This is a genomic window from Niallia sp. 03133 (genome assembly GCF_052663225.1).
Window position 1 is genome coordinate 62550 of record NZ_JBQTCY010000001.1, and the last position, 21939, is coordinate 84488.

Annotated in this window: 22 protein-coding genes, 1 pseudogene and 1 riboswitch; of the genes and pseudogenes, 20 read left to right on the plus strand and 3 right to left on the minus strand. The window is 33.8% G+C overall.

The annotated features are described in order from the left end of the window. Window positions 1-141: 141 nt before the first annotated feature. The 13 genes and pseudogenes from ACTYBU_RS00405 to ACTYBU_RS00465 all read left to right on the plus strand — a co-directional run bounded on the left by ACTYBU_RS00405 (window position 142) and on the right by ACTYBU_RS00465 (window position 8502). Window positions 142-384 carry a hypothetical protein gene (locus ACTYBU_RS00405; protein ID WP_445486485.1) on the plus strand — a complete coding sequence of 81 codons (243 nt, stop codon included), beginning with the start codon at window positions 142-144 and terminating at the stop codon, window positions 382-384. Further along, window positions 384-1013 carry a zonular occludens toxin domain-containing protein gene (locus ACTYBU_RS00410; protein ID WP_445486486.1) on the plus strand — a complete coding sequence of 210 codons (630 nt, stop codon included), beginning with the start codon at window positions 384-386 and terminating at the stop codon, window positions 1011-1013. Before ACTYBU_RS00405 ends, ACTYBU_RS00410 begins: the two co-directional genes overlap by 1 nt. Further along, a complete protein-coding gene (locus ACTYBU_RS00415) occupies window positions 1010-1372 on the plus strand; it encodes a hypothetical protein (RefSeq protein ID WP_445486487.1) in 363 nt (120 codons plus the stop codon). Before ACTYBU_RS00410 ends, ACTYBU_RS00415 begins: the two co-directional genes overlap by 4 nt. Next, on the plus strand, window positions 1372-2046 hold the full coding sequence (locus ACTYBU_RS00420; RefSeq protein ID WP_445486488.1) for a lytic transglycosylase domain-containing protein: 675 nt from the start codon (window positions 1372-1374) through the stop codon (window positions 2044-2046). The genes ACTYBU_RS00415 and ACTYBU_RS00420 overlap by 1 nt, the downstream gene beginning before the upstream one ends. A 10-nt stretch (window positions 2047-2056) precedes the next feature. Then, window positions 2057-2461: a hypothetical protein gene (locus ACTYBU_RS00425; protein WP_445486489.1), complete on the plus strand. Its 405-nt coding sequence runs from the start codon at window positions 2057-2059 to the stop codon at window positions 2459-2461. Then, window positions 2451-2702: a hypothetical protein gene (locus tag ACTYBU_RS00430; RefSeq protein WP_445486490.1), complete on the plus strand. Its 252-nt coding sequence runs from the start codon at window positions 2451-2453 to the stop codon at window positions 2700-2702. Before ACTYBU_RS00425 ends, ACTYBU_RS00430 begins: the two co-directional genes overlap by 11 nt. 275 nt (window positions 2703-2977) lie before the next feature. Further along, a complete protein-coding gene (locus tag ACTYBU_RS00435; protein ID WP_445486491.1) occupies window positions 2978-3523 on the plus strand; it encodes a recombinase family protein in 546 nt (181 codons plus the stop codon). 205 nt (window positions 3524-3728) lie between these two features. Beyond that, on the plus strand, window positions 3729-4310 hold the full coding sequence (locus ACTYBU_RS00440) for a papain-like cysteine protease family protein (protein ID WP_445486492.1): 582 nt from the start codon (window positions 3729-3731) through the stop codon (window positions 4308-4310). Window positions 4311-4323: 13 nt separating this feature from the next. Then, on the plus strand, window positions 4324-5088 hold the full coding sequence (locus ACTYBU_RS00445; protein WP_445486493.1) for a hypothetical protein: 765 nt from the start codon (window positions 4324-4326) through the stop codon (window positions 5086-5088). Window positions 5089-5118: 30 nt separating this feature from the next. Then, window positions 5119-5280 (plus strand): annotated as a pseudogene (locus ACTYBU_RS00450) (sporulation protein YhbH); the annotation flags it as partial. 406 nt (window positions 5281-5686) lie between these two features. Then, window positions 5687-6082 carry a YbaN family protein gene (locus ACTYBU_RS00455; protein ID WP_445486494.1) on the plus strand — a complete coding sequence of 132 codons (396 nt, stop codon included), beginning with the start codon at window positions 5687-5689 and terminating at the stop codon, window positions 6080-6082. An 85-nt stretch (window positions 6083-6167) separates the two neighbouring features. Further along, window positions 6168-7061, plus strand: a complete 894-nt coding sequence (locus ACTYBU_RS00460) for a phosphotransferase (RefSeq protein WP_445486495.1) — start codon at window positions 6168-6170, stop codon at window positions 7059-7061. Window positions 7062-8058: 997 nt separating this feature from the next. Next, a complete protein-coding gene (locus ACTYBU_RS00465) occupies window positions 8059-8502 on the plus strand; it encodes a DUF6376 family protein (protein ID WP_445486496.1) in 444 nt (147 codons plus the stop codon). Between the two features lie 74 nt (window positions 8503-8576). On the opposite strand, the gene ACTYBU_RS00470 is transcribed toward ACTYBU_RS00465, so the two are convergent. After that, window positions 8577-9005, minus strand: a complete 429-nt coding sequence (locus ACTYBU_RS00470) for a DUF4395 domain-containing protein (protein WP_445486497.1) — start codon at window positions 9003-9005, stop codon at window positions 8577-8579. 347 nt (window positions 9006-9352) lie between these two features. After that, window positions 9353-9446, plus strand: a riboswitch (cyclic di-GMP riboswitch). An 80-nt stretch (window positions 9447-9526) separates the two neighbouring features. On the opposite strand from ACTYBU_RS00470, the gene ACTYBU_RS00475 reads away from it, so the two are divergent. The 6 genes from ACTYBU_RS00475 to ACTYBU_RS00500 all read left to right on the plus strand — a co-directional run bounded on the left by ACTYBU_RS00475 (window position 9527) and on the right by ACTYBU_RS00500 (window position 18329). Then, complete coding sequence (locus ACTYBU_RS00475) at window positions 9527-10525, plus strand: 3-oxoacyl-[acyl-carrier-protein] synthase III C-terminal domain-containing protein (protein WP_445486498.1); 999 nt, start codon at window positions 9527-9529, stop codon at window positions 10523-10525. Between the two features lie 13 nt (window positions 10526-10538). Further along, window positions 10539-10892: a hypothetical protein gene (locus ACTYBU_RS00480; protein WP_445486499.1), complete on the plus strand. Its 354-nt coding sequence runs from the start codon at window positions 10539-10541 to the stop codon at window positions 10890-10892. A 437-nt stretch (window positions 10893-11329) separates the two neighbouring features. Then, window positions 11330-12460: a cation:proton antiporter gene (locus tag ACTYBU_RS00485; RefSeq protein WP_445486500.1), complete on the plus strand. Its 1131-nt coding sequence runs from the start codon at window positions 11330-11332 to the stop codon at window positions 12458-12460. A gap of 854 nt (window positions 12461-13314) precedes the next feature. Further along, window positions 13315-14934 (plus strand): GGDEF domain-containing response regulator, encoded by a 1620-nt coding sequence (locus tag ACTYBU_RS00490; protein ID WP_445486501.1) that lies wholly within the window; start codon window positions 13315-13317, stop codon window positions 14932-14934. A 148-nt stretch (window positions 14935-15082) separates the two neighbouring features. Beyond that, entirely contained in the window at window positions 15083-15448 is a 366-nt protein-coding gene (locus ACTYBU_RS00495) for a response regulator transcription factor (protein ID WP_445486502.1), read from the plus strand. Continuing rightward, complete coding sequence (locus tag ACTYBU_RS00500) at window positions 15438-18329, plus strand: ATP-binding protein (protein ID WP_445486503.1); 2892 nt, start codon at window positions 15438-15440, stop codon at window positions 18327-18329. The genes ACTYBU_RS00495 and ACTYBU_RS00500 overlap by 11 nt, the downstream gene beginning before the upstream one ends. 33 nt (window positions 18330-18362) lie before the next feature. Here the strand turns inward: ACTYBU_RS00500 and ACTYBU_RS00505 are convergent, their stop codons facing one another. Then, window positions 18363-18947 (minus strand): YitT family protein, encoded by a 585-nt coding sequence (locus tag ACTYBU_RS00505; protein WP_445486504.1) that lies wholly within the window; start codon window positions 18945-18947, stop codon window positions 18363-18365. A 244-nt stretch (window positions 18948-19191) separates the two neighbouring features. Between ACTYBU_RS00505 and ACTYBU_RS00510 the strand changes: the two genes are divergently transcribed. Next, window positions 19192-20847, plus strand: a complete 1656-nt coding sequence (locus tag ACTYBU_RS00510; protein ID WP_445486505.1) for a M20/M25/M40 family metallo-hydrolase — start codon at window positions 19192-19194, stop codon at window positions 20845-20847. 92 nt (window positions 20848-20939) lie between these two features. Here ACTYBU_RS00510 and ACTYBU_RS00515 read toward each other — a convergent pair whose 3' ends face one another. Further along, on the minus strand, window positions 20940-21938 hold the full coding sequence (locus ACTYBU_RS00515; protein WP_445486506.1) for an anion permease: 999 nt from the start codon (window positions 21936-21938) through the stop codon (window positions 20940-20942). Window position 21939 lies beyond the last annotated feature (1 nt).

Below are 21939 nucleotides of genomic sequence, written 5' to 3' on the forward strand. Positions count from 1 at the left end.
ACAACGAAATGAAAAATAATTTAATGGGGAGTTGGTCACTAAATGCAACAGAATAACGCTGAAAAATTACAGTCTGCTATAGGAGATGATCTATTTCCGACGGTGTAGCATGTTTCCGATGTAAAGCAAGTTTTAGAAGAAATGAAAAGTACAGCTCAAAGTTTACGAGAGCCACAAATAAAGGCGCTGCTTCTTTTGAAAAACATGGGAGAAAACAAATATATACATCCAGGTGAAAATCCATATAAGAAGGTAATTGAATTTGTCATGGAAGGAAAAGTACATGTAGCTTCACCAGACTATTATTTAGATGCAATCGAAGCATTGATACCAAAACCACCAAAACCAATTATCATGGCTGAAAAAGGAGCGATGAAAAAGTAATGGCACATCATTTCGTAATACAAGGTGCTCTAGGTTCTGGGAAGACATTCTTAGCTTCTACTTTAGCGCATTGGTGGAAGTTGAAAACGGAAAGAAATGGCGGTCGTGTAGAGCTGTTTTCTAATTATGATCTACATGACAGCAGACCTATGACACATTTTACAGACTGGTACGAAGTTGCCAAGGCACAAGGAAGCATTTGCGTATGGGATGAAGCATATATAGCTTTTTCGAATCGGAAATGGACAAAGTATGGACAGGGGATTTTAACAGATGTGCTTATGCTCACCAGGAAGATGAAGTCCGTACAATTTTACTGTACACCTTCTATTAATTTTGTAGACTCTAGGGTACGACAGATTGCTGAAGTACTAATTACAGCAAGAAAAGTAGGGGACAAAGGGTTCTCATATCATTTTCAGGATTTTCAAACAGGGGAATTTATGATGAAACAATTTTTGCCAATGGGGAAAGCGAAAAAAATCATGGCATGCAAATTGTATGATACGGAAAATATGGTTCAATACTTTCCTGTTCCTCAGACGGAAAGAGAAGGAGACAAATTCTTTACAGAGTTAGAGGATATTCACGATAAGGCACGAGGTAAAGAAAGGAAGCTGGTTATATGAGTATTTGTTTGGATACTTTTTCATTAATTCCAATTGATTATAAAAAAGCAGATCCTAGAGGATTGCTTTATCTATATCCTAATTCGATTAATATAGTAGCTTATGCTCGTAAAATGCAGCAGTTTTCTTATTATCAGTCGTTAGAGATTGCAGAGATTTTAGCAAAAAGACAAGGATTTATTTTGTTACCATGGTCTTGTATTCACTGGAAGCGAGCGAAAAAACTTGGCAATGATCGAAAAATAAAAATCGGAAGAAATTCATTTTTTCTTATCAAGATCAATGAATTGACAAAAAAAGAAGAAATAAAGCTTCAATGCTATTTAGAAGAAATGAAACAAGATGAGAGAATAGGTTAATGGTTAATAAGTTATCGGTAGTATCGATTCTAACTATGATCCTTTTGTTTTTAGGGCAGGAAAAAATAGATGCTGCTTCTTTATCAGAATTAGAGCAAACAAAGCAGCAGATTGAAGAAGAACGTTACAACATAAAAATGGAACTGAAAAGAAAAAATACACCAGAATTAGTCATGAAAAATAGCAAACTAGTAGCAAAAGAGAATGCATATAAAATGGCAATAAAGTACTTAGAGGATGATGTGAAGAGAACAGAGTCAGAATCTTCTGTAATCAGAAGGGTAAGTATTAATCCTGGAGAGATACCAGAACCATATATTCCAATTTACCAAGTTGCTGCAGGAAGGTATGGAGTGGATTGGACAGTATTGGCAGCTATTCATCAGATTGAAACAAGATTTTCTACCATCAAAACAATGATAAGTAGTGTAGGTGCAATTGGGCATATGCAGTTCATGCCAGTAACCTTTGCAGCATATGGGGTGGATGGCAATGGCGATGGGAAAATAAGTCCTTGGAACATGGAGGATGCCATTTATTCGGCTGCCAACTATTTAGCGGCAAATAACTTCTCTCATGATATAAGAAAGGCAATATGGCACTATAACCATGCAGAATGGTATGTCAATGAAGTATTAGCAACAGCAGCAAGCTTTTCAATAAAAAATAATTGAGGTGATGAGAATGGAATTAATTTTAACAGGAGCACAAACGGAAGTATTATTAGTGCATTTACATGTGATGAGAAAAAGTATCAAAAAAGTTTTAAAACGCAATTATGGATTAAGCGAAGGGAAAAGGCTGCTAAAGTTATACGACAGGATAAAAGACGGCTTAAAAGCTGAAATAGAGAGTTTAACAGCAGATGGAACATTCCCTTTTCATATCAATAAAGAAGAACTAGCTATGCTGCATTCGTTTCTTTTTATGTTCTTTCAAAAGGTAGAGGAAGAAATAAAAGGAAAGGTTGGCATCAAACATGAGCAGGAACAGGTGAGAGAAAATATGCAGCTTGTTTTATTGGAAGAAGTGCAAGTAAAAGTTACCGGATTATATGCAATCGAAATAGGTGAAGAAAATGTACAGTAAGCAAGATATGATGATAGGAACCTTAATTGATGACACTACTGCTGTACGTTCTTATAACCAGCAAGTATTAAATAAAATTAAAAATTTGTATTTAAAAAGAAAAATCGATCAGTACGAATACAGCCATTTCGTTAATATATTGACTTGCGCTGATTTAAAATTCGACCAAATCAAAGGGAAGTTGAACGATTTTATCGATAAAAAAGAGACCAGGTTATCCAGTATCGATATAAAAATATGAAATGAATATGGAAGGAAAGGTGTATAATCAATGAAAAAAATTATCAAATCTCTTTTAAAAGCACTTCGAAATAAAAAACCTAAAGTAATCAATAACTTTTAGTGGAAAAAAGTTTAATTGTACAGTCGATTACCTTACCAAAAACGAACGTTTATGAAAAGAAAATAAGCAAGTCAAAAAATCGGTCTAAACAGCCGATTTTCTTTTATCAAAACTATTCTCAAAATCAAATTATCAAATGATGCAGAAATAACCGTTTTTGAAAGGAGAAAAGGATGATTATAGGGTATGCGAGGGTATCTACAACAGATCAAAATTTAAATTTGCAAATTGATGCTTTAGAGAAATACGGATGTGAACTGATATACCAGGAGAAGGTCACTGGAACTAAAAAAGATCGTCCGCAGCTGGCAGAGTTAATGACTATTTTAAGACCTGGAGATAAAGTTGTCATTTATAAATTGGATCGGATAAGCAGGAGTACGAAGCATTTAATTGAGCTCAGTGAGTTTTTTGAGAAAAAAGGAGTGGAGTTTGTTTCTATACAGGACTCTATTGATACCTCCACTCCGATTGGTAGGTTTTTCTTTAGGATTTTGGCGAGTATAGCAGAGTTGGAAAGGGACATCATTAGTGAGCGGACTTTAGCGGGATTGAAAAGTGCTAGAGCAAGGGGGAAGAAGGGAGGGAGACCAAGAGTGCCATTAGAAAATGTAACTATAGCATTGAAGATGTATAATTCTAAACAATACTCATTAAATGAAATTGTGAAAACAACAAATATTTCAATCTCTTCTCTATATAGGTATCTCGAGTACTAATCAATAGGGCTTTAGAAATAAATAAGTTTCTTTTGAAAAAGGGGTGTGTTATTAATTTTGATTTATATTAAAATTGCTAATTCGTATAAATTATCTGAAATTTACAAAAAATTATTAACCAAATTTTGTAAATGGTATAAACTATTAAAAGGTAAATATTTCATAAAATAGGTTAATAAAATATCTAATAGTAGGGGGAAAAAAATTGCGATTTAAAGCTTTTCTATCAATTGTTCTATTCTTCTTTGTATTATCTGTTGTAAATCCAAGTCATAGTCTAGCTGCTGAAAAGAATTTATCTGTACAGAATTATAGTCAAGAAAAATCCAATTGGTGTTGGGTAGCTGCTTCACAAATTGTAGCTAGGTATCTTACTGGTTCTTATACTTCCCAATGTACTTTTTACAAAGCAGGTAAACAAGTGTCTACTTGTTCAGGTAATCTTGCTGGTTCTTTCTACTCTGATGTAGCGAGGGCATTAGAAAAGGAAGGAGTATACACTGGAACTGTTGGTTATACTCTACCGCCAATGTACATGATAACTGATGAAATAAATGGGGGGAGTCCACTGCTTTCTAGGATTGGTTGGAAGAGCACAGATCTTGAAACAGGTCATATGTTAATTATATATGGATATAATACATCAGGTAGTTACGTAAGATATGTTTATCCTAAGCAATCTACATATGCTACAGACAAAACCTCACAGTATCGTATTTCTACTCATAGTTACTTGGAAGAAAATTCTTCGTGGAAACTAACTCATACGAGATATAATTTAGATTAGGAGGAATTTTATCATGCAGACAAGGTATATCTTTGGATTTATTTTTACTTTCTTAACCTTTTTTTACATGAACTTAAATACTTATGCTGCAGAAAATAATGTATCTAATTCAGCACAGCAGTATGCAGATAATAATTTTAAAAATATTGTCTTAGATATCGTTAAATCAGAAGAATCAACCACCTATAACTTATCAAAAAGTGAAAATATTACTTTCAGTAAGTTATACAGAGTAAATGTATTATCATCTGATTTTGTTACAACAAATGATGAAATTAACAATAGTAATAAAGGTATCGTTCCTAGTGATGAGTGGATTGCTGTAGTATATCAAGAGGAAAAGCCGGTAAATGTTATAGGGACTTTTAAAAAGGAAAATGGAGAGTTTGATTTATCAACATTTGGTTATGGAAAAGATTTAGCAGAAGCTATAGATAATAAGCAACCGAATGGAGGAAAACTAATTTATGAATTACCTACCGATTCTTGGTTTTTATTTAGTAATGGAAGGGTTTCAGCGGTAAATACTGCAGCTAAAGCAATTCTAAAAACAGATGTTAGTCTAGGGGAATTTCGTAAATTTGTAAATGAACGATATAAGAATCAAGAAGTTATATATGAAAATGGGGAAGCCGTTTCTGTTGGTGGGAATTACGCTATCCCATATAAAAAAGATTCTAACAGTAATTATTATTTTATTGGATTAGGAGTATTAGTTCTTGTACTTTCCATAATTGTTTTAATAAAATTAAAATCAAAGAAATTAAAACGAGACTAATATATTCAAGGTTGATAGTGTGTATATGATGGAGAAGTCAACCAGTACAACCGCCACAGCACCTTAATGTCAGCCTATAAAAATATTGAAGATGAAAAATTCCGCTATTATTTATTAAGACAAAAATCAGATGTTTTTAATGCGATGACGAGCTTTTTTAGAAAAGATGAAGAAGGACAATTGTATGCTTGAACTAAAATCCCCCAAAATGGGGGGTTTTTTCAGTTTATCGACAAATGCTTGATTTAGTAAAAGCAGCGTCAGTGAAAAAGTAGCAGATATCTATTGATTCTGTCCGCGATTCAGAAGCAGTTTTAAGTATATTTTGATAGATTAGTACGTAGGATAATGCAGAAGATGTTCTTCTTATCAACTTAACTCTTTGAAACATAAAAGATAAAATAGCTAGTAATAGATTTTAGTTAGGTACCAGTCTGGCCATATAAATTTCTATATTGAGCGATGTTATTTGAACAAAGCTCACTCCATATTCCTAGGTTTTATTATAATTGTGAAGGAATGTCTATATTTACATACTTGTAAGGTGCCTTTTTTGTAATAAGATATGTATAAACACACGGATGAGAGGAGATTTTCTTTGAAGCCTTTTTATAGATGGATTCATATTACGCTGGGAACAGTCTTTTTAGGAATCGGCATTGCCGGAATATTTCTGCCTTTATTGCCTACAACTCCGTTTCTATTGTTGACTTCTTATTTTTATACAAGAGGATCGGATAGAGTCAATAATTGGTTTCGATCCACTGCATTTTATAAAGAATATGTAAAGGACTTTAAAAGAGGCGGTTTAACTAAAAAACAGAAAATAAAAATCCTTGTTACTGGCTATTCCTGTTTGGCGATAAGCGCTTATTTTGTAGATCATTTTTATGCACGGATTTTTTTAGGATGTATTGCAATCGGCCAGCTGGCATCCATGTTTATAATAAAAACAAAAACAGAAGAGCCAACAGAAGCAATAATGAAAAAGTAGGCAGCAGTAAGCTGATAGCTGTTTCTTAAATCGAGATGATCATTTGGAAATAATAGAAATGGAGGGATGAAAAATTAATAGCTGGATGCCTGAATGGGTCGTTACAATAGAACTTGCAGTCAAATTAATTAATAATCAATTCCCGCATGTATCTTTGGAATCCATAGAGGAGTTCGGTGAAGGATTTGATAATACCATTTTTCTTGTAAATAAAAAATTTGTTTTTCGGTTCCCTAGGAGGGGAATTGCTCAGAAGCTATTGCAAACAGAAGCAAAACTATTGCCTTTATTGGCAGATGCATTGTCTTTGAAAATTCCTGAGCCTATCTATTTTGGAAGTGAAAGCAAGGAGTATCCATGGAGCTTCATTGGATATAAGCTTGTAAATGGAGATGTTCCCAAGCGGATAACTGCTGCTCAACGAATGGCTATGGTAAAACCGTTGGCGCTTTTTTTAAAGAAATTGCATGAAACACCATTAAATATAGTAAAACAAATTCAGGTTCCTTATGATGAACTTTTCCGTTTGGATATTAAACAAAGAAAAATAAAACTAGTAGAACATCTAGCATTGCTGAAATCCTATGAAAAGGCGGAGTTGTATAAGCGTGTAGAAAGTTATACATCTTCATTAAAACCAATACCCCAGGAGAAAATAGAGGTATTGACACATGGAGATCTGCATATCCGTAATATACTAGTAGATGAAAAGGGGAAGTTGACTGGAGTTATTGATTGGGGTGATGCACATATTGGTCACCCAGCAGTAGATTTATCCATTGTATATAGTATGCTTCCAGCTCCTGCAAGAACAGAATTTTTTCGACTATATGGAGAAGTGGATGGAAAGATACTCAATTTGGCCAGGTTTAAGGCGGTTTATACAACAGTTCTTCTTCTGCGTTATGCACTTGATAAAGGGGAGGCTGATTTATATATGGATGCAAAAGAATGCTTAAGTTATGCATTAAGTGAATAAAAGTACAGGCTGTCGACAAACGTTCGATTTCTTCGGTGTTCGCCTCACTCGGGTGCTCATTACTGGGTAACAGAGGATGAACGACTAAGTAGTTATGAAAGGAAAATCAACTAACTTCGCCACGGCCTTATGTCTTCGTCGATTGACTTGCATCCTTCAAGCCTTTGACAACATCGTTCTGACCAACTTCCTGCCGCCGCCGCTCCTCTCAAGGCTTCAAACCTCGAAATTCAAACGTTTTCGATAAGCCGTAAGTTTGTGCAATTAACATTTTGTCTATACTCTAAAATAAAAGTAGTTTTATCTCCGTTGAAGGAAGAATAAAGGGTTTTTCGAGAAGGAAAGGGCAATTATTTGACTGAAAGCGCTTAATAAACTATAATAGTATAAACAGCTAATGAACATAAACAGCTAATGAACATAAACAGCTAATGAACATAAACATCTAATGAACATAAACATCGAACTAATCGACAATTAAATAACATCACCTTTGATAAAAGGGGAGTAACAGTACAGTAAAGTCGTCAATACAGGTTTTGTTTACCTCGGCTTTATTGGCAACTTGTGTTGTTTGTGAGACCTTTGCCATTTATTTGGCGAGGTCTTTTTGGCTTTAAAATATGGCTCTGGTAAATGATCATGTTGTTTTGGGAAGGGAATTTGCGAGACTCCTGCGGAAAAACGGTTTGGCAAGCCCCGCAAGATTGGAACTTTTTCAGTAGGCTCACGGGTACGAGCGAGGAGGCTTGCCGGTTCGTCCGCGGAAAGCGAGTAGATTCCTGGCTATTCAATAATCAACAATGAAAATTTAACAGAGATTAAAATAAAAAAGTCCAAAATATATTAACGAAAGGAAGATGAATATGTCGTTAAAAAAGACGATAAAACAACTAATTAAAAAACAAGGAGTAAAGCTTTTAAAAGAGAAAGGACTGCCAATTATTAAAAAAGAGCTGGCAAAAAGAAAAGGCAAAAAATAAAGGAGGTACTATTTATGAAAAAATGGCTGTTAGCTATACCGATGTTTATTTTATTATTAGCTGCATGTTCTCCCCTTGAAAATACAAAAAATACATTAACTTATGTAAATAAAGCAACCGAATATATAGAGGATGCAAACCAATTTGCAAATGAGCTACCGACACTAACGCAAAAAGCGGTATCGGATGAAAAAGCAGCACAAGAATTGGAGGCAGAACTAAAGACTTTTCAAGAAAGTATTCAACAATTTAATGAGTTAGAAGCACCGAACATGATGCAGGATTTACATGAGCAAATTATAGAACAAAACAAGAATCTGGAAAAGGGAATAACACTCTATCTAGATAATATAGAGAATGGAAAATTAAATGCAGAAGTACTGGAAAACAATGAGTTAATACAGTCTATTCAAGAGATTCAAAGTATATATAATCAAATAAAGGAATTAGGAAAATAGATTTAGATAGGTGAATTTCACTGTAAAAATAAACTCCCATCAGTAAAAACACATGCTGATGGGAGTTTTTATCATTATTTAGAGATACGGTTACGATACTGATATTGTTTCCATTGAAAACGAATAAAGCATCCAATACAGAAGCCTAAAATAGCAACAATGGAAGCGAGGCTTACCATCAAGGTGAAAATATAACCTAAAACAGTCCAGCCTATTAAAAAGGAAATAAGTCCTCCTCCTAAACAAATAACTGCAATTACTTGATTAAACTGCTGTTGATCGAAATCTTCCTGTATATATGTTTGTAGATTTTTCTTTAGAAAAAGCTTGGCAATATTCATAATTGGATTCCAATGAAAAAGGAGACCGAATAAACCAGCAATTAAAGGAATAGCTAATATCCAATATTGCTTCGATAAGAGACTAATAATTGTTGCGGAAAAAATAAACCATTGATTTGTCCGAACGAGCGGGAGAGGAATTGTTTTTAATACGGCTGTCATTTAAACCAACCTTTCTTATAAGAATTATTATATATTATACTCCTAATTATCCTTCTTGTTAAGATTGATGCTTTGGTTAAATAATAGGTATAAAGTGAACCTTCCATCAGTGGGGGGGTTGTTCGTCCCCCACTGATGGAAGGTTGAACTTATCGGATCTTTATGGGCAAGTTATCCCCCACCTAGCTTCCTCGGTTTCCCAAGCATCCCCGAGGTGGGGGTTTTACTGCCCGTTAAGTGTGGGATAAATAAACTGCAGAAGTAAATCAATAGTAGTATTTTTTTACAAAGTTATGGAAATGTTGGTTCAAATAGACTAAAATAAAAATGTATTAAAACAGAATTTCTTTCGATAATGGCAAACCTATTGAAAAATAGGGACGCAAAGCTATGGGTCTAAAGCAGTATAGATAAAACTGCCATGACTGCCAGGTTACCGAAAAAGGAGATTATAGGAGTAATAATCTACCTTTATTTGGGTGGATTTTTTTGTTTTTTTAAAGAAAGGATGTGAAACCAATATGTTGGGAAATGCAAAGTTTAGCGGAATTAGTACTTTTCATCCAGAGCAAGCATATGATAATGATTTTTTTGTTCAGCATTTTAAGGAGCTTGGATTGCAAGCTGATGGTTTAATGAATCATTTAGGCAGAAAAACTAGATATTTAGTAAACCCAGAGAAAGAAAATACGATTACACTAGCGATAAATGCAGCCGAAAAAGTGCTTAAACAAACGAATACAGCACCTGAAACGATTGATATGCTTGTATTTGTTTCCGACACACCGGAGTATACATATCCAAGTAATGCACTCTTTCTTCATCAGAAGCTAAAAACAAATAATGCCCATATCGTATATGACATGAATGCAAATTGTATTGGATTACTTTCAGCTATTGATCAGGTAAGCACCTATGTAAAAGCACACCCTTCTGTTAAAAAAGCATTAATAATAAGCAGTGTACATATAAGCAATATTGCCCGAAAAGATGATACAATTACTCTTCCAAATTTTGCAGATGGTGCAGCTGCCCTTATTTTAGAAAAAACAGAGGAAAACGTGGGCTTGCTTTCATCTAATTATTATACAAATTCTAAGCTGTTCGAAACAGTAATGTATCCAACTGGAGGGTTTTCTTCTTTATATGAGAAAACAGGTATTGCATTAGAAGAGAAAAAACTAACGTTTATTCCTCATGATGTCAGTTATTTTTCAGATGATTGGAAAAGGTTGATTATTGAAATGCTAGAAAAACAAGGTTTAGAAGCAAATTCCATTAATCATTGGATTTTTTCTCAATTCTCCCGGCCGGAAATAGAAGAGACATTAACGAAGCTTGAGGTCGGTTTAGACAAATATACATTTGTAGGAGAAGATTATGGCTATACGGGAGTGACAAGCCCGTTATTTGCTTTAGAAGATGCATTATTAAAAGGAAATATTAAACCGGGAGATAAAGTAGTGTTATGTTCAGTTGCAATCGGATATAGCATGGCGGCGCTATTATATCAATTTTAAAGGAGAGAGAACGATGTTTACATTTGAAAAAAATCAAGTGAAAAAAGAATTGTATATTACCGTAAGTGGATTTATTAAAGAATCAGAAGGAGAAGCATTTTTAGCTGAATATCATCAGAATGTAAAGCAAATTGTTCCTTCTGCCTATACACTGATTGTTGATTCTACTAATCTTTCAGTATCTAAAGCAGATATGCTTCCAGTATTAGAAGGTTGTTTTAAACTTTATATGTCCAATAGATTTAAAAAGATTTTGATGATTAATCCATCTTCTGTTATTGCAAGAACACAAATGCAAAAACTGGCACAAAATATTAATTATACTGGTGTTTTTGTAGATTCTCTTGCTGAAGCAAAAAATCTATAATTTATAAATAAAAGCTTGTGCGAACTGAAACAAGCTTTTATTTATCCCACTCTTAACGGGCAGTAAGACCCCCACCTCGGGGATGCCGAGAAGTCGAGGAAGCAAGGTGGGGGATAACTGCCCGTAAAGGTCTGATAAGTGCAACTAACCGTCAGTGGGGATGAAGAAAAACCCCCACTGATGGAAGTTTACTTTATTTTTCCTTCTTCTTGGATAAAACTCCATAAATCCAAAACGTTAACTAAATACGTATTCCTCTTTCAAAAAAATTCGCATAAATTTTCTTCCTTAATACACATGTTCCAAAAATTAATTATCCAAAAACTATTATACTAAGCCAACGAAATATAAAGTTAATTCATTATTTTTAACATAATGGTGTTTTTTTCATTGATTTTGGGAAAAAGAAGGGAAAGATGCAGAAAAGAGGTTTTAGGATGAATAGTATGTTATTAGTAGGAATTATCCTGCTTATTTTATTTTTAATTGGTGTCACTTCAGTAAAAACATTAAATATACCTGACATTATTGTTTATATTTTACTAGGTGTAGCAGTTAATCTGACTGGATGGAACATTGAGAAAGAAGTCATCAAACAAATAGGTGAGATGGGACTCGTATTACTTTTTTTTATACTGGGCATGAAATATTCTATTAAACAATTGAAAAAGAATGGAAATAGAGTCTGGAAAGCGGGAATTTTAGATATCGGTTTAGCAATAGTGGTGACACCTGTGATTTGCTATTTGTTTGGATTATCCTTTATTGCCTCTTTATTTGTTGGTGGATTGGTTTTTGCCACCAGCTCTTCTATATCGGTAAAATTTCTAGAACACCATAAATTATTAGAAAACAAAGAATCAAAATTTATTTTAGCATTATTAATTTTTGAAGATTTAGTAACACCGATCATTATTACCGTTTTAATGGGACTGACTGGCGAGGGCTTAACGGTAGGTAAATTTGTATTATTGTTTATTAAGCTGGTTGGTTTAATTGTAATAGCATTTATTCTTACAAAAGTGGTTCACCATTATCAAGATAAATTAAAGCATATCATTAAGGAAGATGTTTTTATCTTTTTAATTGTAGGGATGGCTCTCGCATATGGAGGTTTAGCTATTTTTTTGGGATTATCTGAAGTAATGGGTGCTTTTCTTGGCGGTATGATGCTTGCAGATACAGGATGGAAGGAAAATATAAGTAAAAAGTTAACGCCTGTTAGAAACTTATTCCTGCCATTTTATTTTCTCTATTTTGGTTTGTCGATTGAATTTACTAAACAAATCCCTCATTTAGGCTTGCTTTTGGTTGTTTTGGCATGGTCTGTTCTATATAAAGTAGTTGTAGGATATATGGGCGGCAAATGGTATGGAGTGGATGGCCGGACTTCTTTTAAGGCGGGCATGATCTTAACGCAAAGAGGAGAATTTTCAGTCATTATTGCAGGTCTTGCTGCAGAGGCGCTGCAAATATTTTCAAGCTTGTATGTGCTTTTATCTGCTTTAGTTGGATTTTTGCTTTCCCATATTAGTGTGAAATATGTCCAATCAAAAAAAACTTCTTAATAGATGTATAAGAACTTGCTTTTCCAGATGAAAGATGAAGTTTGCACACCGGGCGGAGCAACGATTGAAGCAATTTGAACATTAGAACGAAAACAATTTAGAGGGACAATTCTGAAGCAATGAAAGTTGTGACAAGAAGAATCTATTTCTGGAAAAAAGATAATAAAGTAAAATTGTTCAAAAGATGGAAATCTATTTTCCATCTTTGTTTCATTGGCTATGCTAGAAAAATGTGTGATTCCATGTTTTAAGTGGGAATTTACTGTTAATATTTACATTTAATAAATGGCGAATATTAGTGAAAAGTGTTGCTTTTTTTAAAAGAAAAAAGTATGGTAAAATGGAGATATAATCAGCAAGGATGAAGTATCATTTATCCCACTCTTAACGGGCAGTAAGACCCCCGCTGATGGAAAGGTTCACTTTATCTTTCTGATAATTTGGATAAAGCAAAATGATGTTCATTAATTAGTTTGCATTTAAAGTTCATTATTAACGATGAGTGCAACCGGCCAAAAGTTTATGGGCTGGTTTTTTTGCATGAGAAAAAGTTTTTAAAAGCTAGAGCGCCACGTTTTTTTTGAGAGCCAACAATCGTGGGAAAGCGTTCCGGCTAGAAGTTTCACTTTATAATACATGCCATCTTAGAATAAAACATAAATAGTGAATTGTTTAATGGGGCTTTTTACTGCATGACTATTAACAAAGTAAAAATATAGTCTATATAATTGTTTGAATCGGAAACAAAGCCATAAGGAATAATTTTTTCTATTTCACTTTTGCCATGGGCGTAAATAAATGTTAAAGTAAAGCAATTTATCTGTTGGAGTATTTACATAAAGAGGTGCGATTTAATGTCGTTAGGAAAATATAGAAGCTTACTGATAAAAAAAATGAAAGAGCAAATGATGAATTGGCTTGAAAATGAAGATAAACCAATAATTGAAAACAAAGAAGTCTACCAATTTCTTCATTCGATAAAAGGTACATCTGGAACACTTGAATTAGATTTAATATACGTATTGTCTTCCAAATTGCTTCATAAAGCTGAAAAGAGAACAAAAGCATGGACTATTGAGGAGTTAAGAGATTTTCTTTTTGAATTGATGGAGCTTAGCTTTGAGTTTGAACATTTATCATTAGGGGTATCACAATCTGCAAGAGAACGAGTCATAAATGTCCCGCTTATTCAACTTATAGATGATGATATATCTATTTTAATTTATTTAAAAGATCAGCTCGAAAGCAAAGGTTGGATGGTCATTGCTAGTACAGAAGCTGATAAAGCGATTGATCAATATTATAATATGCATCCGGATTGTATTATTATTGATATAAATTTGCCAAAAAAATCTGGATTTGAAGTTCTTTATGATATACAGCAGCATTCCAATCGTTTTTTTATTCCAAAAATAATGTGCAGCATCAAAACAGATCGTTCTACACGTTTAAGTGCATATAAAATGGGGGCAGATGACTTTATCAGCAAACCGATCGATATTGAGGAATTTTTAATACGTGTTGAACGTCATTTGGAAAGGAAAAGAATATTTGATCAATCAGTCATTATTGATGAACTTACTCAAGCATATAACCGTAAGTTTTTGCAGGATTCCTACAACCGGTTTGTCAGTGATATAGCAAGAACCAATACTGTAGGTACACTTGCTATTATCGATTTAGATTATTTTAAAAAGATTAATGATACTTACGGCCATATTGTCGGTGATAAAGTATTAGCGGAATTTGCTCAATTTATGAAAAAAAGCATTAGGAGTACAGACATTCTATTTCGATATGGAGGAGAAGAGTTTGTTATTCTATTTCAGCGGGCAGTGGAAGCAGAAGTAAAAGAAGTGTTAGTCAGAATGCTGGAAGGATTTTCGAACATTTCCTTTAAAGAGGGGGAAAAGTCTTTTTCATTAACATTTTCTGCAGGAATTTATTGCATTGAACACCCTGACATTAATTTGCAAACAGCAATAAAAACGGCTGATGAAGCGTTATACTTAGCAAAAAATAGCGGAAGAGCTCGAATTGAAAGTGCAAATAAAATGCAGATCGGTCGAGCAAAAAAAGTTCTCAATATTTCCATTGTGGATGATGATGCCTTAATCCGGTCAATTTTAATAACAACCATTAATGGCATGTCATTTGATAATTTAGCAGTTAATGTTCAAGCGTATGAAGATGGCGTGCAATTTTTATCATCCGATCGGTTGGCGCATCCAGGCTTGCATTTTTTAATATTAGATGGAATTATGCCGGTTATGGATGGATTGGAAATTTTGCAGCAGGTGAAGAAAATAACGAATATTCAAGAAGTCCATGTGTTAATGCTGACAGGGAGAAAAAGTAAATCAGATATTGCACAAGCTTTAAAATATGGTGCAGACGATTACTTAACAAAGCCATTTAATATATCAGAGCTTGAAGCAAGGATAATGAGATTAATTAAAAGAATGGTTCGATAAAGTTATTCCAATCTGATAGAGGTAATTAAGCCATATTTACTCTAATCTTTGTGTTTATTAGCTGAAAATTATATCCGTGCAACCGATATAAAGGATGTACAAGTAAAACGATAAATGTCTCAACTATAAATAAATCTTGGGAGAAAATATGAAAAGAATATTATTAGCAGACGATGAAGATATTTTAAGAATGTTAATTATTGATACCCTTGAAGAGGAAGATTTTATTGTCGATGAAGCACAGGATGGAGAAGAAGCGCTAAGGCTGATTGGCCAACATGAGTATGATCTCCTCATATTAGATTACATGATGCCGGTCTTAACAGGATTGGAAGTAATTGAACAGGTTCGCAAAGGGGATCGGCATAATCTGAAAATTTTGATGCTAACCGCAAAAAGCCAAGCATTTGAACAAGAACATATTTTTAAAGCTGGTGCAGATTATTTTATGCCAAAACCATTCAGTCCGTTTGAATTGCTAAAAAAAGTTGAGGAAATTGTAAATGAAGATTAATTCCTATATTAAAGAAAGCATATCAAGGCAATTTGTAGCCTTAATATGCTTTTTCATTCTATTGTTTGTAGTAGGTGCAGCGGTCCTTGTTGGGTTTCAAAAATCTTTAAATGACAATTATATTAGCAACCGCGAAAAATTAGTTGCAAAAAGAACAGTGGTTCAAAATATTGAAATGCATTTTAACAACTCCGTTTCAAATGCAAGGGGGTATTACGCATTTAATAATGAATCGTTAAAAGAGCTTGCTCAAAATGACCAAGAAAAAACAAAAAAGCTTATTCAACAGTTTGATAAAATAACAAGAACAGACGATGATCGTTTTTTATTAAATGAAATGAATGATTTTTATACGTTTTATTTTGAGGAAACCATGCCAAAAGCTATTGCTTTTCATGAAGCAGGGAATTATAAAAAAGTAATGGAAATAGCCAATACTGGCGGAACTGCAAAAGTAGAAGCTTTTAAAGCACAGATAACAACCTATTTGGATGAGCTGAATAAGGTACTGGAACAAAAAGTGACCAACCTTTCTAATTCTATAACGAAAATACAGATAGGCTTCCTTTTTTATACAATCATTTTATTAATCCTTGTTACGGTAATAGGAAGAATTATGGTGAAAAGAATAGGAAAGCCATTGTCTGATTTTGCCTATGCTGCAAATGAGATAGCAAAAGGCAATGAGGCAGAAGTAAAAATAGAGAAAACACGGAAGGATGAATTGGCAACACTATCGATTGCTTTTTCCCGCATGTACCAAAGCATTCAGGAAAAAGAGAACGACTTGTTAACTCAAAATGAAGAGCTGATTGCGCAGCAGGATGAATTATATGCACAGCAGACCCAGCTAGAAGATGTACTTAAAACGATAAGATACAATGAGGAAACACTTTATCGCAGAAATCGATTAATAAATGATTTATCTAGTTCTTTTAATAAGGAAAAAGTGTTGGACAGCATTATTAAGAATATGTGTAATCTAATGCACGCAGATAGAGGCATTATTGTCATGATGAAGGAAGAGGCATACGCCGGATTTGGCATATCCATGAAAGGTGCTCAGCAGTTCAAGGATTATCTCTATTCAGATATGTATAATCGATTAGAGGAACAGCGAATACCAATTATCATTAAACGTCATCTAGAGATTCAGGAAAAAGGATATCATGAAGAAGATGGCTATGTGTATGATTTATATATTCCTGTGTTTTCTGCAAAAAAAGAGATTATTGCAATTATGATGCTTAGCCGCTTTAGCGACCGATTTACTGAATTTAAAATAGACGAATTTATTACGTTGGCAAAACAAATAGGGATTTCTTTAGATAAGATTCACTTATTTGAACAAACAGAAAAAGACAAATTATTAAATCAAGAGATACTAAATAATGTGCAAGAAGGGATACAGCTAGTAGGTATTAATGGAGAAATTTTACAAGTCAATAGCAAATTTTGCGATATGATGGGTTATCATAAAAATTTAGAATCGCTGGCAGGAAAGAGCTGGCATGAATGGACGAATCAATTAGCATTATTCCTAGAAGGGGATGAAGCTTTGATTACTTTTATAGAAAACTCACTTGGGAAGCGTTCCAATAGCTCCTTCAATACTTATCCGATTAAAAAAGAAAATAAAGTAATCAATGTTTATGCTGAAGGCTTATACAGGAACGAAGAAAAATTTGGGACCGTTTTTGTATATAGAGATGTAACAAAAGAATTTGAAGTAGATAAAATGAAATCGGAATTTGTCAGTACGGTAAGTCACGAACTTCGCACACCTTTAGCGAGTATACTAGGATTTACTGAGTTGATGATCAATCGTGAATTAAAGGAAGAGAGACAAAAAAAATATTTATCTACCATTTACGGAGAAGCAAAAAGGTTAACGGATTTAATAAATGACTTTTTAGATGTACAAAGAATGGAATCTGGAAAACAGACCTATGAAAAGAAATATATAGAAATTTTGCCGATTATCGAAAAAATAGTAGAAAACCAGCAAATCAATGCACCTAACCATGAAATAAATATCGTGTTATCTATAGACAATACCTGTATTGTAGGAGATAAGCTAAAAGTAGAACAAGCATTTACAAATATTATTAGCAATGCTATTAAATATTCACCAAAAGGCGGTCCGATTGAAATAACGATATATAAGGAGCAAGACAAATTAAATGTTTCCGTTAAAGATTGTGGACTAGGGATCCCTGAGGAAGAAATAAATAAGCTTTTTTCCAAATTTTATCGTGTGGATAATACAGATAGAAGAAAGATAGGTGGAACAGGACTAGGATTAGCCATTGTTCAAGAAATTATGAAGGCTCATGGAGGAGAAGCGTCTGTAAAATCAAAGCTCGGAAAAGGGAGCACTTTTACTTTATCTTTTCCATATGTTTCTGTTCAGTTAGATGATTCTACTCAGGATGGCCACATGGATAAATTTATTTCGTATAAAATAATGGTCGTTGAGGATGATTATAGTTTAGCCGAATTGATGATTCATGAGTTAAAGGATTTTGGTTTTCAAGTGCAATACTTTAAGAGTGGGAAAGAAGCATTAGAGAAAATAGGGCAGCAGATTCCTGATGCCATCGTTCTTGATATTATGCTGGAAGAGGATGATGTGAACGGATGGGAAATCATGAAGCAATTAAAAAAGAGACAGGAAATTAAAGATATACCAATCGTTATCTCCACTGCATTAGACGAAAAAGAAAAAGGATATTCGTTAGGGGCGATGGATTATTTAGTGAAACCATATCGACCGAGTGAATTATCGAGAACCATTATGCAGACTTTATTAAAAATGGGGAAAATTGGACAGGTTCTTATTCCAGATGCCCGAAAAAAAGATCCGAATTCAGAAAAATAATGTAAACTTCCAAACAAAGAAGAAGCTAAAAAATTAGCTTCTTTTTTGATCTTCATTTCTTTTTCCAGTTATTAATGTCGTAAAGATAGCCACAAACACAATGGTAAGAAAAGAAAACAGGAGTCTTTCAAATCCTACAATATTTATTCCACTAACTAAAATGAATCCATCGATAAAAAAGATGATTAAGCCAACATGAATGGAAGAAAAATTCGAAATAATTTGTGCCAATAAATCTGTTCCTCCCGTGCTTGTTTCAAAACGAAGCATGGTGCCAATGCCAACGCCAATAATTATGCCGCCAATAATTGAACTGGGGATCAGGGACAATGAAAAAGAATTTCTTAAGAAGGAAAGACTATCAATCATAAAGGATGAGGTAATAAAACCGAAAATTCCATAGAAAAAATACTGTTTATTATAAAACCATACAAATAGATAAAGAGGAGTACTTATTAAAATCATTGTCATGCCTGTAGGGATATGATAGTGATAATGAAGAATTAAACCAATGCCGATAATCCCTCCATCTAAAAGGTGATGAGGAACTAAAAAACCGTTGACTCCAATGCCGACAAGCATGCTTCCGATAAAAACAACTGCTAACTTTTCTGCCATTCCCTCATCACCCTAACTTGTCCATACTAGTACATATTTATGTCAGCAATATAAAATTAGAATCAAGACAGCTAGAAAAAATGTGGGGGCTAGCAAGAAGAGGAAACGTGTGTCTACTAAACTCCTTAACCGACTATTGCATCTTCTTGATTATTATTTGAATAAACAGAAAAAGTATTGTAAGACAAGCTCTCTAACCGCTAAACTTAATATAGTAGCTTGAGAAGAGTAGGGGATGAAGACGATGTATGATCAACTAAAGAATTTATCAATGCATAATCAAATTGAATATATAACAAAAACACTTGTACAAATGAAAAGCTATAATGGTACAGAAGGGGAAAAAGAAAAAGGGGAGTTTCTTTATAAAGCAATTCAAACTTTTCCCTACTTTAAAGACCACGAAGGTAATGTGTGGAAACAAACATTGGAGGATAATAGAATAAATGTATTTGCTTTTGTAGAAGGCACAAAAAAAACAAAAAAAACGGTTATTTTTCATGCACATATCGATACTGTTGGAATTGATGATTATGGGAGCATTACAGAAATTGCTCATGATCCAGATAAGCTGGAGGCTTTTTTTTCTACATATGAAGCAGATCGTGAAGTGCAAAAAGATGCTTTATCAGGCGAATGGATGTTTGGGCGAGGTACACTGGATATGCAAAGCGGCATCGGTATTCATTTGGCTAATCTTTTCTATTATTCTAGAAATCTTGAACAATTGGAAGGAAATATTTTAGTTCTTTTTAATGCAGACGAGGAAAACCAACATATAGGAATAAGAGGGGCTTTAAATGAACTCATGCGCTTAAAAGAGGAAAAAGGATTGCAGTACATTGCTGCAATTAATAATGATTTTATTTCTCCATTATACGAGGGGGACCCTCATAAGTATATTTATTGCGGAGGAGCTGGAAAGCTTTTGCCATGTTTTTCTGTTTTTGGAAAAGAAGCACATGTAGGAGAAAGTCTTGTAGGATTGGATCCGACATTAATCGGATCAGAAATAAATCGTGCTGTTAATCAAAATTTCTCCCTTGCCGAAACATTGGAAGATGAACTCGTTTTACCGCCAAGCTGTTTGTATTTTAAAGAAAATAAAACCAGTTATGACGTTCAAACCCCTGTTAGTTTAAGAATGTATTTTAACTATTTTATTTATAAAGCTAGTCCGAGTGATGTACTGGAGAAATTAAAAATGATAGCTGAACAAGCATCCGAAAAAATAGAAAAAGAGCTCTCTGCTCATTATCAGGCATATTGTAAAGCAAATAAGCTTCCAGAACGTGCTTTAGACTGGAAAACAGAGGTTCTTACATTAAAAGAATATATCCTACAGCTAAAAGATAAGAAGGTAGATCCCGATAAGAAAATGAACGAGATATTAGATAAAGCAAAAGCAGCTGCAGCCGATGACAGGTTAATAGCGTTTGAAATGGTAGAGGCATTGCAGCAAATGGATCCAGAGAAAAAGCCGCGGGTGATTGTTTTTTTTGCACCACCCTATTTGCCATCTAATACACTGCAAAAAGATAAACAATCTGTAAAAATAAAACAGATTGTTGAAAAGGTATTGAAAAACAGCAGCAAAAAGTATAAAGAAACATTTTCTTTTCGAAACTATTTTCCTTATTTATGCGATGGAAGTTTTTTGGCTTTTCACGGAGATACATCCGAAATAGAAACAGTGAAGGCTAATTTTCCAGGAATGGATCTTTTATTTCCATTAGCTTTAGAGAAAATGAAAGAGTTGAATATTCCGGCATTAAACATGGGTGTATATGGGAAAGGTGGTCATAAATGGACAGAAAGAGTGTATAAACCATATACATTCCACACGCTGCCATTAATCATTAGGGAATTAACAGAGAAGTTATTAATACCTGGAAAATAATACTTTCTTTTTCCTAATTAAAAAAGAGTCCGACCATTTAGAAAAATGATCGGACTCTTTAATAGAATATCTTTGCACCCACATGCACGGTGTTAGAAAATAAGATTTAATATATAATAAACAATTGCTGCACAAGTTGCTGAAATCGGCAATGTGATAACCCAAGTAATTAACATTCTTTGAGCTGTTCCCCACTTCACGCCTTTTAATCGATGGGAAGCCCCTACCCCTAAAATAGAAGAAGAAATAACATGTGTTGTACTAACTGGAAGATGAATAAATGTTGCACCGAAAATAATCATTGCTCCAGTAATATCTGCTGCTACTCCATTAACAGGACGAATCTTCATAATATTGCCGCCAACTGTTTTGATAATTTTCCAGCCGCCAACAGAAGTTCCAAGTCCCATTGCTGCTGCACAGGCAATTTGTACCCAAAAAGGAATATCTGTTGTAGAAACATAGTTATTAGCAATTAATGCCATTGTAATAATCCCCATTGCTTTTTGAGCATCGTTTGTACCGTGGGTGTATGCTTGCAAAGCAGCAGTGAAAATTTGAAAAATACGGAATCTGCGATTCGTTTTTGTTAAATTTAAATCCCTAAAAACAAACTTAAAGATTGTGTAGACTAAAAAACCAATAACAAATGCAATAATCGGTGACAAAATAAGTGCTTGAAGAATTTTTATAAATCCATTGTAATTTAAGGAACCAAATCCTGAAGAAGCAATGGCAGCTCCGGCAATGGATCCAATTATAGCATGAGAAGAACTGCTTGGTATTCCATAATACCATGTTAAAAGATTCCAAAAAATTGCTGCAATAAGTGCTGCTAAAATAACAAGTGAACCATTATTTAAAGTAAAAGGATCTACAATATCTTTTGTAATCGTTTTTGCAACCCCAGTAAATGTCATGGCACCTATAAAGTTCATAACAGCTGCCATAATAATGGCATGTCTAGGTTTTAAAGCCTTGGTTGAAACCGCAGTTGCAATCGCATTGGCCGTATCATGAAATCCATTGATAAAATCAAATGCTAAGGCAAAAAACACAATCAAGATCGTAATTATTAGAATAGTATTCATG